10 protein-coding genes, 2 pseudogenes and 1 riboswitch are annotated in these 16738 nt (G+C 37.7%); of the genes and pseudogenes, 8 read left to right on the forward strand and 4 right to left on the reverse strand.

What is annotated here, in order from left to right; all coding sequences use genetic code 11:
• Window positions 1-28: 28 nt before the first annotated feature.
• Together FOC32_RS08210 and FOC32_RS08215 are read left to right on the forward strand one after the other, a co-directional pair.
• Window positions 29-2299: pseudogene (locus FOC32_RS08210) on the forward strand (type I restriction endonuclease subunit R); the annotation flags it as partial.
• 61 nt (window positions 2300-2360) lie between these two features.
• A protein-coding gene (locus FOC32_RS08215) for an IS3-like element ISAba22 family transposase (protein ID WP_087748731.1) occupies window positions 2361-3526 on the forward strand; the annotation gives its coding sequence in 2 pieces (ribosomal slippage) (window positions 2361-2619 and window positions 2619-3526; 1167 coding nt in all).
• Between the two features lie 234 nt (window positions 3527-3760).
• Here FOC32_RS08215 and FOC32_RS08220 read toward each other — a convergent pair.
• Complete coding sequence (locus FOC32_RS08220) at window positions 3761-4729, reverse strand: IS30 family transposase (protein ID WP_005804963.1); 969 nt, start codon at window positions 4727-4729, stop codon at window positions 3761-3763.
• Between the two features lie 113 nt (window positions 4730-4842).
• On the opposite strand from FOC32_RS08220, the pseudogene FOC32_RS08225 reads away from it, so the two are divergent.
• Window positions 4843-5103: pseudogene (locus FOC32_RS08225) on the forward strand (integrase core domain-containing protein); the annotation flags it as partial.
• An 81-nt stretch (window positions 5104-5184) separates the two neighbouring features.
• Window positions 5185-7140 (forward strand): alkyl/aryl-sulfatase, encoded by a 1956-nt coding sequence (locus FOC32_RS08230; protein WP_000693745.1) that lies wholly within the window; start codon window positions 5185-5187, stop codon window positions 7138-7140.
• A gap of 259 nt (window positions 7141-7399) precedes the next feature.
• On the opposite strand, the gene FOC32_RS08235 is transcribed toward FOC32_RS08230, so the two are convergent.
• Window positions 7400-8368: an IS30 family transposase gene (locus FOC32_RS08235; RefSeq protein ID WP_005804963.1), complete on the reverse strand. Its 969-nt coding sequence runs from the start codon at window positions 8366-8368 to the stop codon at window positions 7400-7402.
• Between the two features lie 219 nt (window positions 8369-8587).
• Window positions 8588-9556 (reverse strand): IS30 family transposase, encoded by a 969-nt coding sequence (locus FOC32_RS08240; RefSeq protein WP_228761300.1) that lies wholly within the window; start codon window positions 9554-9556, stop codon window positions 8588-8590.
• A gap of 84 nt (window positions 9557-9640) precedes the next feature.
• Between FOC32_RS08240 and FOC32_RS08245 the strand changes: the two genes are divergently transcribed.
• Window positions 9641-10594, forward strand: a complete 954-nt coding sequence (locus FOC32_RS08245; protein ID WP_175966888.1) for an IS5-like element IS17 family transposase — start codon at window positions 9641-9643, stop codon at window positions 10592-10594.
• A gap of 384 nt (window positions 10595-10978) precedes the next feature.
• Here the strand turns inward: FOC32_RS08245 and FOC32_RS08250 are convergent, their stop codons facing one another.
• Entirely contained in the window at window positions 10979-11347 is a 369-nt protein-coding gene (locus FOC32_RS08250) for a response regulator transcription factor (protein ID WP_175966890.1), read from the reverse strand.
• Window positions 11348-12468: 1121 nt separating this feature from the next.
• Window positions 12469-12557, forward strand: a riboswitch (cyclic di-GMP riboswitch).
• Window positions 12558-12691: 134 nt separating this feature from the next.
• Between FOC32_RS08250 and FOC32_RS08255 the strand changes: the two genes are divergently transcribed.
• From FOC32_RS08255 to FOC32_RS08265, 3 genes are all read left to right on the forward strand, one after another.
• Window positions 12692-13198, forward strand: a complete 507-nt coding sequence (locus FOC32_RS08255; RefSeq protein WP_175966892.1) for a spore coat U domain-containing protein — start codon at window positions 12692-12694, stop codon at window positions 13196-13198.
• Entirely contained in the window at window positions 13198-13944 is a 747-nt protein-coding gene (locus FOC32_RS08260) for a molecular chaperone (protein WP_175966894.1), read from the forward strand. The genes FOC32_RS08255 and FOC32_RS08260 overlap by 1 nt, the downstream gene beginning before the upstream one ends.
• Before the next feature lie 61 nt (window positions 13945-14005).
• Window positions 14006-16732, forward strand: a complete 2727-nt coding sequence (locus tag FOC32_RS08265) for a fimbria/pilus outer membrane usher protein (RefSeq protein ID WP_175966896.1) — start codon at window positions 14006-14008, stop codon at window positions 16730-16732.
• The last annotated feature ends 6 nt before the right edge of the window (window positions 16733-16738 follow it).

Consider the following 16738-nt stretch of genomic DNA (forward strand, 5'->3'; position numbering starts at 1 on the left):
ATTTGAGTATTGAGAGGGTTGGGGAAACATGAGATCGGATGCAACTTTAGAGACCATCTTCCAGCAAGATATTATTGCGCAAATGCAAAGCCATGGTTGGCTTGTCGGTTCAGGTATAGGCTACGACCGTGAAAAAGCTTTGTATGAACAGGATGTTTTAGACTTCGTACAAAAGACCCAAGACAAAGAGTGGCAGAAATTTAAAAACATCTTCCCGAATGATACCGAACGCCATTTTTTAGATACCGTGGTAGCTCAGCTTAAAAAAGCTGACATCAATGCCACCGATGTTGAATCCCGCAGTTATGGCACATTGGGCATACTCCGTCATGGCATCAAGACCCGTGGTACACGCTTTTCATTCTGTCAGTTTAAACCTGAACATGGTCTAAACCCCGAACTGAATCAACGCTATCAGCAAAACATCTGCCGTGTGGTGCCTGAGTTGGTCTATAGCCCATACGCGAGCAAAGCCGAACTAGAGGCAACAGGCAAACAAGCCAAAAAATGGCGCATTGATCTGGTCCTGTTTATCAATGGTTTTCCAGTGGCAACTCTAGAACTCAAGTCTGAGTTTAAACAGGCTGTGCAAAATGCCATGACACAGTATAGAAAGACTCGCTTACCCAAAGACCCTGAAACCAACAAGCCTGAACCCTTGCTGATGTTTAAACGTGGGGCATTGGTGCATTTTGCCGTCAGTCAGTATGAAGTCTATATGGCGACGCATTTGAATGGTGATAGCACCTATTTCCTGCCATTTAACAAAGGCACCAAAGAGCAGGGTGCAGGCAATGACATTCCTGAAAATCAAAATGAATATGCAACAGGCTATTTATGGAATGAAGTCTTAACCCCGGATAGCTTACTGAATATTGTCGGTAACTTTATCCATCTTCAGATTGAAGAAAAGGAAGACTGGGAAGGTCGTATATACAAAAAAGAGAGCCTGATCTTCCCACGTTATCATCAGTGGAAAGTGGTCAGTAAACTGGTTGAGGACTCATTAGCTGAAGGCACAGGACAGAAATACCTGATTCAGCACAGCGCAGGTTCGGGTAAATCCAACTCAATTGCATGGACGGCGCACCAGCTTTCTAGCCTTTATGATGCCAATAATAAAAAGATGTTTGATTCCGTCATTGTGGTGACAGACCGAACCATTTTAGATGCGCAATTACAAGACACCATTTATCAGTTTGAACATGCAGATGGCGTCGTGGGACGGATTAACAACAAGGAAGGCGATGGCTCCAAATCGGAGAAACTGGCAAAAGCTTTGGAAATGGCTCAGCCGATTATTATCGTGACCATTCAGACTTTCCCATTTGTACTACGTGCCATTGAAAACAGCACCAGTTTAAAAGAACGTAAATACGCCGTCATTGCCGATGAAGCCCATTCATCCCAAAGCGGTTCCACGGCGCGTCAGCTCAAAGAAACCCTGATGATTGAAGAGCGTGAAGAAGATGAACAGCTATCTTCGGAAGATGTACTCGATGCCGTGATGGCATCACGTAAGGGTAGTGCTAACTTAAGTTTTTATGCCTTTACTGCCACGCCAAAGGATAAAACCTTACAGCTCTTTGGTCGGTTACCTGACCCAACCATGCCGCCGTCGAAGACCAATTTGCCTGAAGCCTACCATGTCTATTCCATGCGTCAGGCCATTGAAGAAGGCTTTATTCTGGATGTATTGAAGAACTACACCAACTATAAAGTCATCTATAAGCTCAAGCAGAAGATTGAAGAAAAAGATGCAACCGTTGATGCCAAGAAAGCCAAGATCAAGCTGAACCAATGGGTGCGCTTGCATGACCATAATATCTCGCAAAAGGTTGGCGTGATTATTGAGCATTTTAAAAAGAACGTGATGGGTTTATTGGGTTGTCAGGCCAAAGCCATGGTGGTGACCAGCTCACGTAAAGAAGCTGTACGCTATAAACAAGCCTTTGATAAATACATTGCCGAGAATAAATACCAGAATATTCAAGCCATGGTGGCATTCTCTGGTGAAGTTGAATTCAACCAGAATGATTCTGATTGTAGTCATTTACTGGGGCAGAAATTTACTGAAAGTAACATGAACCCGAACCTGAAAGGTCGTGAAATGCGTAAGGCATTTGATAGCGATAACTTTCAGGTAATGATTGTGGCAAACAAGTTCCAGACCGGCTTTGACCAGCCGAAGCTGTGTGCCATGTACGTAGATAAAAAGCTAGGTGGAGTAGAGTGCGTACAGACCTTATCTCGTTTGAATCGTACTTATCCGGGTAAAGCAGAAACTGGCACCTTGATGTGTGCTGAAAAAACAGGAGGTTTTAACTTGGTAAACTAAACACACTCATCAGGAGTTTACCATGAGCAAGAAATACAAGACTTACACCACAGAATTTAAAGCTGAAGCCATCAAATTAATTGAAGCCAATCAAGGCAATGTCTCGGAAACAGCTAGACAACTTAGCATTTCAATGCAAACTCTTTCAAATTGGAATACCAAAGCAAAGGCTGGAACTTTAGCAGGTACAAAACAGTATTCACCTGATCTAAACGCTCTACTCGAAGAAAATAAAAAACTCAAACAACAGCTCAAAATAGCTGAAATGGAACGTGAATTTTTAAAAAAGGCAGCAGCGTACTTTGCCAAAGAAAGTCAGTAAGGTACGCCTATATGAAACAAAAAAGATATTCATTTCCAATTACCTTAATGGCTCGATTACTTCATGTTTCAGTTTCATGTTTTTATGATTGGCTCAAGAGAGGCGTGAGCAAAAGAACGATTCAACGAAATCAACAGACGATATTGGTGAAAATAGCCCATGAGGAGACAAGGCAGAGCTATGGTTATATTCGATTAACCAAATACTTACAAGCTCAGGGCATAAAAATGAGTATGTACGCTGTACGTCAGATAAAAGCGCTGAACCACCTGTATTGTAAGCGACACAAGCGTTTTAAAAGGACTACGAATAGTGACCATAATCGAGCGATCTATGAAAACCTGCTGGAGCAACAATTCTCAATGACTAGACCAAATCAAGCATGGTCAAGTGATATTACGTACATATGGACTGTTGAAGGATGGCTGTACTTAGCAGCGGTAAAAGACCTTTACACGAAGCAAGTGGTTGGCTATAGCTTAAATGAGCGCATGACAACACAGCTTGTTTGTAATGCGCTAAATATGGCTATTCACAATCAAAAACCAACCAAAGAACTGATTGTGCATTCAGACAGAGGAAGTCAATATTGCAGCCATGAATATCGAAATATACTTGAGCAATATGGTTTTCAAGGTTCAATGAGCAAGCGCGGAGACTGTTACGATAATGCACCGATTGAAAGCTTTTGGGGAATACTGAAAAATGAGTTAGTGCATCATTACAACTATCAAACCAGAGAAGAAGCCAAAGCAGATATTATAAAATACATTGAGTTATTTTATAATCATCGAAGAATTCAAAAGGGTTTGGGTTTTAAGACACCAAATCAAATGGCCGAAGACTTTTATAAGTTGGCTGCCTAAAATCTCCCAAGGGAAAGTCTCCTGATAATTCAGCGTATATCAGATCTATTTAGTAAAAATTAACATGATCGGCGATTTTATTTTTTAGTTAGTACTTCATAATGGCTGTATTTATATAATTTAAAGTAGAGGGAAAGATGTTAGATGAAATTTTAATAATTATTGGCTTTGTTGCACAAACCTATCTGTAAAGGCTTTTTCAGCGATATAATTTTCAAATGAAGAAGGGCGAATTCAAACATGAGGTGCGACAGTTTCAAAAGCCATATGATAATCAACAAGCTGAGCAAATTTCTCTAATGGTGTAAGCCAATCTAACGCCTTTCTAGGACGAGTATTCAGTGACATGGCAACTTGATTTAAATAATGCTGATCTGCCTGATTTAAATCAATCCCTTTAGGTAAATATTGCCTAATTAAACCATTCATATTTTCGCATGTGCCTTTTTGCCAAGGTGAATGTGGGTCACAGAAATATACATCTATGCCTAAATCTTCTTCGAGTATTTTATGTTCTGACATCTCGCGTCCACGGTCATAGGTCAACGTTTTACGCAGTTCTGCAGGTAAATATTTCAGAGCTTCAGTTAAAGCCTTGCGCACTGATTCTGCCTTTGCATCAGGTAATGTTGCCAAGATACAGAGCCGTGTATTTCGTTCAATAAGTGTTGCTATCGAACTTTTATTGTCTTTACCTTTAATTAAATCAGCTTCCCAATGACCCGGTATTTTTCTTTCTTGAACTTCGGCTGGGCGCTCATGAATAGTTTTAATATCCTGTAATATAGAATCTTTTTTAGGTTCACCGTTAGCTTTTCGCTTTTTATTTTCATGACGCAGACAGGATAATAAGTCTTTTTTCAACTCACCCTTTGGTAATGCTCGTATCGTTGAATAAATCGTTGTATGGCTTACATTCATTGTTTGATCCAAATCAGGAAATGTCTTTAAACGCTTTGCTATTTGCTGAGGAGACCATAAACAACGGATCGCTTCAACAATAAATTTCCAGAGGATTGAATCGATTTTGAGTTTTCTGTGACCACGTCTACGTCTAGCGAAGGTGTTATCAGAAGCATATCGAGCTTGATAAACGTCATTGATGCTATTTCTTTTAAGCTCACGATAGATCGTACTAGGATGTCTTTTAATGAGTTCAGCAAATTTTCTGGCTGAAAAGCCTTCTTTTCTTGACTCAAGCATTAATGCAGTACGATCTTCAAAGTTAAGATGATGGTATGACAATTTTATATACTCCATAAACCCTTTAAATTAATTAGGTGGTTTATGTCGCACTTCAAGTTTTACTCTGCCATGTATTGAAATCAAATGACATCCAAATCAGCATGGATGGTAAAGGTCGATGGGTTGATAATGTGATGGTTGAACGATTATGGCGGAGCGTTAAATATGAAGAGGTGTATCTCAAAGCCTACAGCAATGTTTTGGATGCGAAGAAGCAATTAAACGCATATTTTGAATTTTATAATTTGAAACGACCTCATTCGAGTCTGGACAAAATGACTCCAGATGAGTTTTACTATGACCAGCTACCACAACAAAATAAGGTAGCTTAACTAGAGCAGAGTATCACTTATAAATAAGCTTTTAGTTGTTCAAACATGTGGGACCACCTCTATTTAAAAAAAGGAAAGAAGATGAAAATTAAGTTTTTAACAGTTTCATTGATGCTTATTCTGCCATTTTCTGTTTTTGCAGCAAATACTGTAGTAGAAAAAGCGGTCATTGAATCAAATAATACATATAAGGCGAAGTATAACTTAGAGGATATGACTGAGTTTAATCAGGCTCAAAAGGGCTTTATTGCCAAGCCAACAGGTCAAATTAAAAGTGAGAAAGGCAATGTTATCTGGGATTTTGATGCATTTAGTTTTTTACAAGATCAAGCACCAAATACCGTTAATCCCACTCTATGGCGACAAGCAAAATTAAACAACAATGTTGGGCTATTTAAAGTAACAGATCGAGTTTGGCAAATTCGTGGTTTTGATTTGGCAAATATGACCATCATTCAGGGTGATACTGGCTGGATTATTGTGGATACATTAACCTCTAAAGAAACGGCTGAAGCAGCACTTAAATTTGCTAGACAGCATTTAGGTGAGCAAAAAATTTCAGCCATTATCTTTACCCATAGCCATATCGATCATTTTGGTGGTGCATTAGGCGTTCTTTCTAGCGAAGAAATTAACGCTAGAAAAACTCCAATTATTGCGCCAAAAGGCTTTATGGAAGAAGCGACCAGTGAAAATGTGATGGCAGGTTCAGCCATGATACGTCGTGCGACTTATATGTATGGAACTTTTCTACCTAAAAATGCGGAAGGATTGGTGGATACAGGTTTAGGTAAGGCTGTTGCTGTGGGAAAAATGGGCATCCTTGAGCCTACACAACTGATCACTCAACCAGAACAGAAAATGACGGTTGATGGCTTGGATTTTGTGTTTTATAACGTGCCGGGTTCAGAAGCACCAGCAGAATTAACGTTCTCTATCCCATCATTGAAACTTTATAACGGCGCAGAAATTCTATCTCATACCATGCATAATCTTTATACCCTTCGGGGTGCTAAAGTCCGTGATGCCTTAAAATGGGTGGGCTATCTAGACCAAGCAATGCAGCATGCCAAAGCATCCGATGTATTGATTGCACAGCATCATTGGCCTGTCTGGGGCAATGACAATATTCAAGATTTTATTAAAACCCAGCGAGATGTTTATAAGTTCACGCATGATCAGACGGTGAGATATATGAACTCTGGTTTTAATGGCGCTGAAATTGCCGAAAAAATTAAGCTTCCAGCGGCACTTGATCAAAAACTATATGCTCATGGCTATTATGGAACCCTAAAACATAATGTAAAAGCAGTATACCAATATTATATGGGATGGTTCGATGCCCATCCTTCCAATTTAGATCCATTACCCCCTAAAGCTGTTGCAAAAAAATATATTGAGTTAGCAGGTGGGGAGAACAATGCATTGAAAAATGCGCGGGATGCCTACGCTCAAGCTGACTATAGATGGGCTGCCGAGATTTTAAAACATATTGTGTTGAATAACCCTCAAAACCAACAAGCAAAAGACTTATTGGCGAATACTTATCGTCAATTGGGCTATGCTGCTGAGGCTTCAACTTGGCGTAATTTCTTTTTGGTGGGCGCTCAAGAGCTACAAAATAATGTACCCCTACAAAATACTTCTGATCCGAGTGATTTATTGATTCATACACCAACTGAAAGATTTCTTGAAGCTATGGCGACAAATTTAGATGTGGAAAATTTAAAAAATGAAAACCAGTGTATCAATCTGGTTTTGTCGGATACCAAAGAGCATTTTTCATTATGGGTTGAAAACTCAGTCATGCAGTTTAAGCGTTATGATGAAAGTAAAGATTTGGCATTGGATTGCCCTACATTAACCTTAACCAAGCCCTTATATCTAAAAATGATTACAGGTCAAATAGAAGGGGTAAAAGTCCTGCTTTCTAAAGACAGTAAAGTCAAAGGTAATCCACTGAAAATTGGAAAATTCTTTGCAATGTTTAAACGTCCAGATTCAATTTTCCCGATTGTGACTCGACCAAATGGCTAAGCTCAAATAAGTAAAGTCGAAACTTAAATTAATAGATCCAAAGAAATGGGTGAAATTATCAACTTGGTTCTCCCAATCTTATAACAGGAATACAAGAAATTATTTCTTGTATTCCTCTTTAAAATTAAAAGTAAGCTATATGTATTTTAACTCTATTGATACTTTATTAAATGGTTTTTGAATTTTTATACTTTATTTTCGATGGAGATATTTTTATTAGTAGCTTGTTTAAAAAAGATTTGTTTATTTTTCGGCGAATTCAAACATGAGGTGCGACAGTTTCAAAAGCCATATGATAATCAACAAGCTGAGCAAATTTCTCTAATGGTGTAAGCCAATCTAACGCCTTTCTAGGACGAGTATTCAGTGACATGGCAACTTGATTTAAATAATGCTGATCTGCCTGATTTAAATCAATCCCTTTAGGTAAATATTGCCTAATTAAACCATTCATATTTTCGCATGTGCCTTTTTGCCAAGGTGAATGTGGGTCACAGAAATATACATCTATGCCTAAATCTTCTTCGAGTATTTTATGTTCTGACATCTCGCGTCCACGGTCATAGGTCAACGTTTTACGCAGTTCTGCAGGTAAATATTTCAGAGCTTCAGTTAAAGCCTTGCGCACTGATTCTGCCTTTGCATCAGGTAATGTTGCCAAGATACAGAGCCGTGTATTTCGTTCAATAAGTGTTGCTATCGAACTTTTATTGTCTTTACCTTTAATTAAATCAGCTTCCCAATGACCCGGTATTTTTCTTTCTTGAACTTCGGCTGGGCGCTCATGAATAGTTTTAATATCCTGTAATATAGAATCTTTTTTAGGTTCACCGTTAGCTTTTCGCTTTTTATTTTCATGACGCAGACAGGATAATAAGTCTTTTTTCAACTCACCCTTTGGTAATGCTCGTATCGTTGAATAAATCGTTGTATGGCTTACATTCATTGTTTGATCCAAATCAGGAAATGTCTTTAAACGCTTTGCTATTTGCTGAGGAGACCATAAACAACGGATCGCTTCAACAATAAATTTCCAGAGGATTGAATCGATTTTGAGTTTTCTGTGACCACGTCTACGTCTAGCGAAGGTGTTATCAGAAGCATATCGAGCTTGATAAACGTCATTGATGCTATTTCTTTTAAGCTCACGATAGATCGTACTAGGATGTCTTTTAATGAGTTCAGCAAATTTTCTGGCTGAAAAGCCTTCTTTTCTTGACTCAAGCATTAATGCAGTACGATCTTCAAAGTTAAGATGATGGTATGACAATTTTATATACTCCATAAACCCTTTAAATTAATTAGGTGGTTTATGTCGCACTTCAAGTTTTACTCTGCCTTCTATTAATTGCTTCTAAATAATAACTTCAATATTTTTGTGGTTAAAAGGCAAGGGGGTATTATGATGTGTTTTTTATTGAAAATAAGCTTTTATATTAGGGCGAATTCAAACATGAGGTGCGACAGTTTGAAAAGTCATATGATAATCAACAAGCTGAGCAAATTTCTCTAATGGTGTAAGCCAATCTAACGCTTTTCTAGGACGAGTATTCAGTGACATGGCAACTTGATTTAAATAATGCTGATCTGCCTGATTTAAATCAATCCCTTTAGGTAAATATTGCCTAATTAAACCATTCATATTTTCGCATGTGCCTTTTTGCCAGGGTGAATGTGGGTCACAGAAATATACATCTATGCCTAAATCTTCTTCAAGTATTTTATGTTCTGCCATCTCGCGTCCACGGTCATAGGTCAACGTTTTACGCAGTTCTGCAGGTAAATATTTCAGAGCTTCAGTTAAAGCCTTGCGCACTGATTCTGCCTTTGCATCAGGTAATGTTGCCAAGATACAGAGCCGTGTATTTCGTTCAATAAGTGTTGCTATCGAACTTTTATTGTCTTTACCTTTAATTAAATCAGCTTCCCAATGACCCGGTATTTTTCTTTCTTGAACTTCGGCTGGGCGCTCATGAATAGTTTTAATATCCTGTAATATAGAATCTTTTTTAGGTTCACCGTTAGCTTTTCGCTTTTTATTTTCATGACGCAGACAGGATAATAAGTCTTTTTTCAACTCACCCTTTGGTAATGCGCGTATCGTTGAATAAATCGTTGTATGGCTTACATTCATTGTTTGATCCAAATCAGGAAATGTCTTTAAACGCTTTGCTATTTGCTGAGGAGACCATAAACAACGGATCGCTTCAACAATAAATTTCCAGAGGATTGAATCGATTTTGAGTTTTCTGTGACCACGTCTACGTCTAGCGAAGGTGTTATCAGAAGCATATCGAGCTTGATAAACGTCATTGATGCTATTTCTTTTAAGCTCACGATAGATCGTACTAGGATGTCTTTTAATGAGTTCAGCAAATTTTCTGGCTGAAAAGCCTTCTTTTCTTGACTCAAGCATTAATGCAGTACGATCTTCAAAGTTAAGATGATGGTATGACAATTTTATATACTCCATAAACCCTTTAAATTAATTAGGTGGTTTATGTCGCACTTCAAGTTTTACTCTGCCAAGCCTACACACAAAATCTACCGCACAACCAATTGGCCCGCATATAACCGAGCACTCATGAGTCGCGGAAATATTGCCATTTGGTTTGATCCTGCTACGCAATGGTATGCGCCATCAAAAGGCAAACAAGGACGAAATCAAACCTACTCCGACGCAGCTATCCAATGCTGCTTAATGATTAAATCTCTATTCCGTTTGTCTTTACGTATGGTCACTGGCTTTGTGCAAAGTCTGATTAAACTTTGCGGTTTAAATTGGATAGCTCCAGATTACACCACGCTTTGTAGAAGACAAAAGCATATTGATATTGCAATCAGCTACCAAAAAAGTAGCGATGGGCTGCATCTACTCGTAGACTCTACAGGCATGAAGTTTCTAGGTGAGGGCGAATGGAAACGCAAGAAACATGGAGCTGAATATCGTCGCCAATGGCGTAAACTACATATTGGTATAGATGCCAAAACCCTACAAATACGCGCTATTCAGCTCACAACCAATAATGTCAGTGATTCACAGGTGCTTGGTGATTTACTTAATCAGATTCCACAAGATGAGCAGATTGACTCTGTTTATACCGATGGAGATTATGACACCAAGCAATGCCGTCAGGTCATTGCAGATCGGCAAGTACATGCGGTGATTCCACCTAGAAAAAATGCGAAACCATGGAAAGATACAAAGAGTAGCTCGCTAGAGCGAAATGAATTACTTCGAACAGTTAAACGTTTAGGCAGGACATTATGGAAAAAATGGTCAGGCTATCATTGCCGCAGTTTGGTGGAAACCAAGATGCATTGCATCAAATTATTAGGCGATAAATTAATGGCAAGAAGCTTTCCTAGTCAGGTGAATGAAATTCATGCACGTGTAGCAGTCCTCAACAGATTTACGGAATTAGGTCGACCACTTACCCAAGTTACGCCTTAAATTTGGCTCAATTAGGGGCGCTTTGCATTTCAAATCTTTGTGCAACAAAGCCTTTAACTCTAATAAACATTATTTTGACTTGTATAAGTCATTCTTACCTGTGCAAGCTTTAAAATTGATTCATAAAAAAAGAACTTTATATTAACGATACAGAGGAAAAATGCTTAGGATGATCCCTCTTCTTAAACTCTAGTTCAATATATTTTTCAAGAGTAACTTCATTATGATTTAAGACCATTAGCTTTGTTCCGTTAATTAATGAATTCACTGAATTCAGCAACCATAACCTATAGCTTTTAAATCTATAGAATATAAGAATCCAATTAAGTTCTCTTAATTAAGCTTGATAGACAACAAAAATAGTTTCTACTTTTTTTGAAAAAATTATTCAATGCTAAGATGTGCTTTAATAGCATCTATTAGCTGCTTTTCTCCAATAGGTTTAGTTAGGTAATCAACAGCACCTTGTCTCTTACCCCAAACTCGATCTGTTTCTTGGTCTTTAGTACTGACAATAACAATCGGAATATGCTTGATGATGCTATCACGAGTAATTTGGCGTGTAGCTTGAAAACCATTTACTCCAGGCATAACAATATCCATAAGTATCAGATCAGGTAATGTACTTTTTGCCATCTGGATACCTTCTTCTCCACTCATAGCTTCAATAACTTCATAGCCATATTTATTAAGCATTTCTTTAAAACGAAATACTTCAGTAGGTGAATCATCTACTACAAGAATACGCGGCATATTTTTCTCCTTGAAAATTAAGCTTTCCCTAAATTTTTACTCAATTAATAACTTAGTTAAACTTACAGTTTGGTTGTTAATAAAATGTTACAACATGTAGCTATTATTAACATAGCTTTTCTTTTTATATCAATAAATATTAATAAAATTTTATAATGATTACTTATTTAATCTCTTATTGGAAAAAGGTCTATTAAAAATAATTAAGATTTTTATATACTTAATTTCACCATAATTTCTAGTGCTTGTAAGTCCAACTAGATTAGATGCATAAAAATACAGCAAAAAAAACCACACCTAATAAAGTGTGGAAAGTGAAGTGCCTTGGGAGGCATAAAGAAACTACAGCCAGTTTCTAATTTTAATATTATATTACAATAGACCTCTTGCGAAAGTATTATTTTTGACTATTTTAGACTTTGATATTTATTTAAAAATCAACGTTTATCACTGATTAAATTTTGACTAACGCAAGAGGTCTAATATTGTTATTTCATTGGCATTTTATTGCAAATTTAAGATTAAAATTCACACATTTGCTTTAAATTTAATCAATAGGTTTAAGTTAAAATAATTATATTTATTTTAAAATTCAAAAAAAAACAATATTTTATTTTTATTTTTTGCCTTGTTTTAATGATTTGCAATTTCTATCAACTTGCTTCTATTTATTATGGTTATTCGCTAAATGCTATAAATATCTTATTAATTTTTAATAACTTAATTGTATATATTTGAAATTTAAACTCTCATTCTAAGCGATCAGTTAATTCCATATATAAAATAAGACTTAATGTTGTGATTAAAATATATCCAAAATTGAGATAAATATATAATTAATAATTTTTAATAGAGTTAAATTAAATAATCATAAAATTAACTAAAATTTTCATTGTTTTAATTTTAATATAGTTAAATAGTATAAAAAATAATCTAAACATAAGTGTTTGATTTAAATTATATATATATTTATGGTGAATTTTGAATATATTAATATACATTTGTATATTTAAATAATATCAAACTATTTTTTGTAGTTTATGTTTACAAATAGAAACAATACGAATATATTTCGAAACGAATGAATACTAACCAGTTTATTCAAACACAAATATCAATTGTGCTGAAAAAGGCAAACCCGGTGAAAAGCGGGGACGCAAAGCTACCTGCCTAAAGAATATTTATATTCCATGGTCGAGGGGTTACCACGCGTCTTACTGATTTTAAGGTGAGGGTTCCTCTTGTCTTAAATTTAAGTTGCCTTGGCAAGCCATAAGTCTTAGTTGCAGTGAATTAATTTTAGCTCAGCTAATTACATTTCTTATCATAATTATGAGGTTCAGAATGAAGACTTCTAATGCCAAGTTTCTTAATAAACTCGCTCTTATTAGTACTGTAGCTATAATTGCAGCAACAGGGGTATCTGCTCAGGCAGACACTACTACAAATGATTTAGAAGTAAGTGCTAATGTTATAAAAAGTTGTATTATTACAACTACCCCACTAGCATTTGGTGCATATAATCCAGTAACTAGCGCTACTTTGGATGCTACTGGTAATATCAACGTTGCCTGTACCAATGGTACGGCAGGCGCTTACATTACCCTGAGTGAAGGGGAAAATAGTTTAGACAGTATAAATCGTCGTCTTACGGATGGCGCTAATTTTCTTCCATATACATTATCTAGTGATAGTAATCGCTCGCAAGTATGGCTTCCTTCAACTCAAATACCACTCGATACTTTTACAGCAACGACACAGGATACAACTGTATATGGTCGTATAGCTTCTAATCAAAATGTACCTGTAGGTGATTACTCTGACACTGTAGTCGTTACTGTTACTTTCTGATGCGTAATCAATTTGGATGTCAGGCCGTGATAAACGGCCTGACAGGCTTCTGTACACTGCCGTTTCTCTTCATGGCAACCCTTGTTTCAGCAAATAGCTTTAATGTAAGTCCTGTAAAGGTCGATTTAGCTGCTGATACTAGGATTGTCGCGTTACGTATTCACAATAGCAGTACTGAACCGACAGCGGTTCAGGCTGAATTAATGAATTGGCATCAAAAAGAAGGCAAGGATCTTTACGAGACTAAGACTCGTGAAATTCTGGTGACTCCCCCTATCTTTACGGTGCCACCTGGTGAAACTCAAATTATTCGTATTGGTCTACGTCGTCCCGTAGATTTAAAGCAAGAATTAAGTTATCGGCTGTTTTTGCAAGAGTTGCCTCCTCCCATCCCTGATAAGACTAATGGTTTACAAATGGTGATGCGAATGAGCCTGCCAGTTTTTGTTAGGCCTGCTACAAGTCCTGTAAGTTCTGATTTGAGTTGGCGTATCCATCAAGTCAATAAAAGTAATTTTATTCTTGAGAGCTACAATCGTGGCAATGGGCATGCTCAAGTGACAGAGTTGCGTCTAATGTTACCAGATGGGCAGGAGTTGGTTCAGAAGGGCAATACTTATATCTTGCCAGACAGTAAAAAAGAGTGGTCGATAGGTTTTAAAGATGGTTCTCTCTCTGGTGCGATAGTGAAACTGGTCGCAAAGGTGAATGGAAAGACGTTCACTCGTGAGTTGCGGATGGAATAAGCTCATGTTACAGATTTCAAGGCCATGGAAGAATAGTTGGCGATGTGTACTAAGTTTAACGATGTTGACCTTTATTTCTCCTGTACTGGCTTATACTCCGCTGGAATCTGTAACTATACATGCTGTTTATCACGAGCAGTTGCCGGATCGATATCGACTGCTCGTAGAAACTGAACAAGATATTAATTTTCACTTGCTCTCAAATCCTTTGAGTGATCAGGTAATTATTGAATTAACGGGCATAGATGCCCATAACCTAGCTGATATTCTAGCTAAGAAAATTCCTAAAAATCATGAGTTGATTCGTTATATTGATATTCAAAATGACAAAGCTGTCACTCGTTTACAACTGACACTGAATGATTATAAAAAAGTAAATGTATTTAAATTAGCGCCTGATAGCACCCACAAATATCGTTTAGGACTGGATCTATTGCCAATGATTCTAGGTGAAGATTTTCCAAAAAAACAGGTACAGATTTTAGAGCAATCTGAACCGTTATCTACTGTGAATCCACTAAAAGATGAAGCTACATCCGTCGATCATTTGACAGAAAAAAGTCAAAACAACGAATTTAATGAGTTCTGGTTAGAAACGACACTGAACAATCAACCACAGCAGTCCACTGTATTGGCATTACAAGATCATAATGATCAGATTCTTTTAGCAGAACAGGATCTGCTAAGTTTGAAATTAATCTTACCCAAAACTGTGACAGTCGATTATCAAGGAGAGCGTTTCTATTATTTGCAGGATTTGGGTATACAAAGCCAGCTAGATTTACGTCATTCGACCTTGAATCTTCAAGCACCCGCAAATCTGTTTAAGACGACCGAGCTAAGTGGATCCAAATGGCAACAGAAAACATTGAGTTCTTCAGTGGGTGCCTTCTTCAATTATGACTTTTCAGTAGCTCAAAGTAATAGTGATAATGAAATTCGAAGTAGTGGTCTATTTGAGATAGGGGCTTTTAATCGCTGGGGAAGTGGCTCGGTAAATTTTCTTGCCCAACATAATCAGGCGGGTCAGTCACCGGAATGGATACGTTTGGATACTCAATGGCGTAAAGATAATCCGCAGACCATGCGCACTTTAACTTTGGGTGATACATTCATTCGTGGTACTGGCTGGAGTGGGGGAGTACGCTTTGGCGGTTTCCAATGGGGAACAAATTATAGTACCCAGCCAGAATTTGTCACATTACCTTTAATGAGTGTGGCTGGTGAAGCTGCATTGCCTTCAACAGTTGATCTTTACGTTAATGATGCTCTACGTTTACAGCGAGAAGTGCCTCCCGGACCGTTTACTATTGATGAGATTCCTGCCATTACAGGCTCTGGTCAGACCAAATTAATTGTGCGTGACATTCTAGGTCGTGAACAAGTAATTACGAAAGATTTTTATTCTAGTCAAAAATTGTTACGTAAAGGATTGGATGAATATTCAGTCGAACTCGGCTCAATCAGAGAAAATTATGGCCGATCTAATAGTGATTATGGTCGAATGATAGCCGCAACAACTTGGCGCAGAGGGCTAAACGATCGATTTACATTAGAGGGGCATGCGCAAGCACTTACTAAACAAGGAATGATCGGGATAGGTGCACATTCTCTATTACCTTTTGGGGGAGCTCTTTCTTTAGCTGCAGCGACCAGCTATATAAATGGACAGCGAGGAGAATTCTATAGTCTGGCATTTCAATATCAAGGAGCCATTTTCAATTTTGGTCTGGATAGCCAGTTTTCCAGTTTAAATTTCATGCGGCTAGGGATGAGGGAGAATCAATCTTTACCGTCCAATCAAAGCAGAATTTATACCAGCTTCAGAGGGATAGGCTCAGGCGCTTTGAACTTAAGTTATACCAGTCAACGCTATTATGATCACAAGGATATTGAGTTTATTACTGCAGACTATGGTTTTCGCCTTTGGAATATTGGTTCTTTACATTTTTCAGCCTTACATTTTTTGAATGAGCCACAACCAACACTGCGAGCTTCTCTAAGCATTCCATTAAGCTTCGAACGTACTAGCGTGAATTTAAGTGCGAGCCATATGAAAGAGCAGAGCGAAGGGATTATGCAAATCCAGCGTAGTTTGCCAGTAGGGACTGGCTATGGTTATAACTTACGTATTGGTACAGGTGACAATCAACCACGTCAGGGGAGTATTAGCTATCAAAGTAACTATGGTACTTATCAGCTAGAAGGCTCACAGATGCAAGATCAAATAGCGGTGCGTACCAATATACGTGGTGGTATTGCAATGGTTGGAAGTGGTTTGCTGCCAAGTCGATATATTGATAGTAGTTTTGCTGTAGTAAGAGTTCCTGGTTTTTCTGATGTGCGTGTATATGCAGAAAATCAGCAGGTGGCTCGTACCAACAGTAAAGGAGATGCACTTATTCCGAGATTAAGACCCTATGAACGTAATCAGATTAGTATTGAGCAATCGGACTTACCTTTGGATGCAAAAATTAAAGGTTTGAATGTGGACGTGTATCCTTATTACCGTAGTGGAGTGATGTTAAATTTCCCTGTTACTCGTACTCGTGAAGCATTCTTCAGCCTTGTGCAAGATAATGGTACACCTTTACCAGTCGGAGCTATCGTGACAAATGAAAAAGGTGAACATTTCCCTGTAGGTCTGCGTGGAGAAGTTTTTCTGACTGACCTCAATGTAACCAATCAGCTGAAAGCCCAATGGCAGAATCAGGGTTGTCAATTCATGCTTGAAGTACCTGAAAACAAGAATCAGATGCTAGAAATGGGGGATGTAATATGCCAGTGATGAGCA

Origin of the sequence: Acinetobacter sp. FDAARGOS_724, from assembly GCF_013364475.1 — a bacterium.
GTDB classification, from domain to species: Bacteria; Pseudomonadota; Gammaproteobacteria; order Pseudomonadales; family Moraxellaceae; genus Acinetobacter; species Acinetobacter variabilis.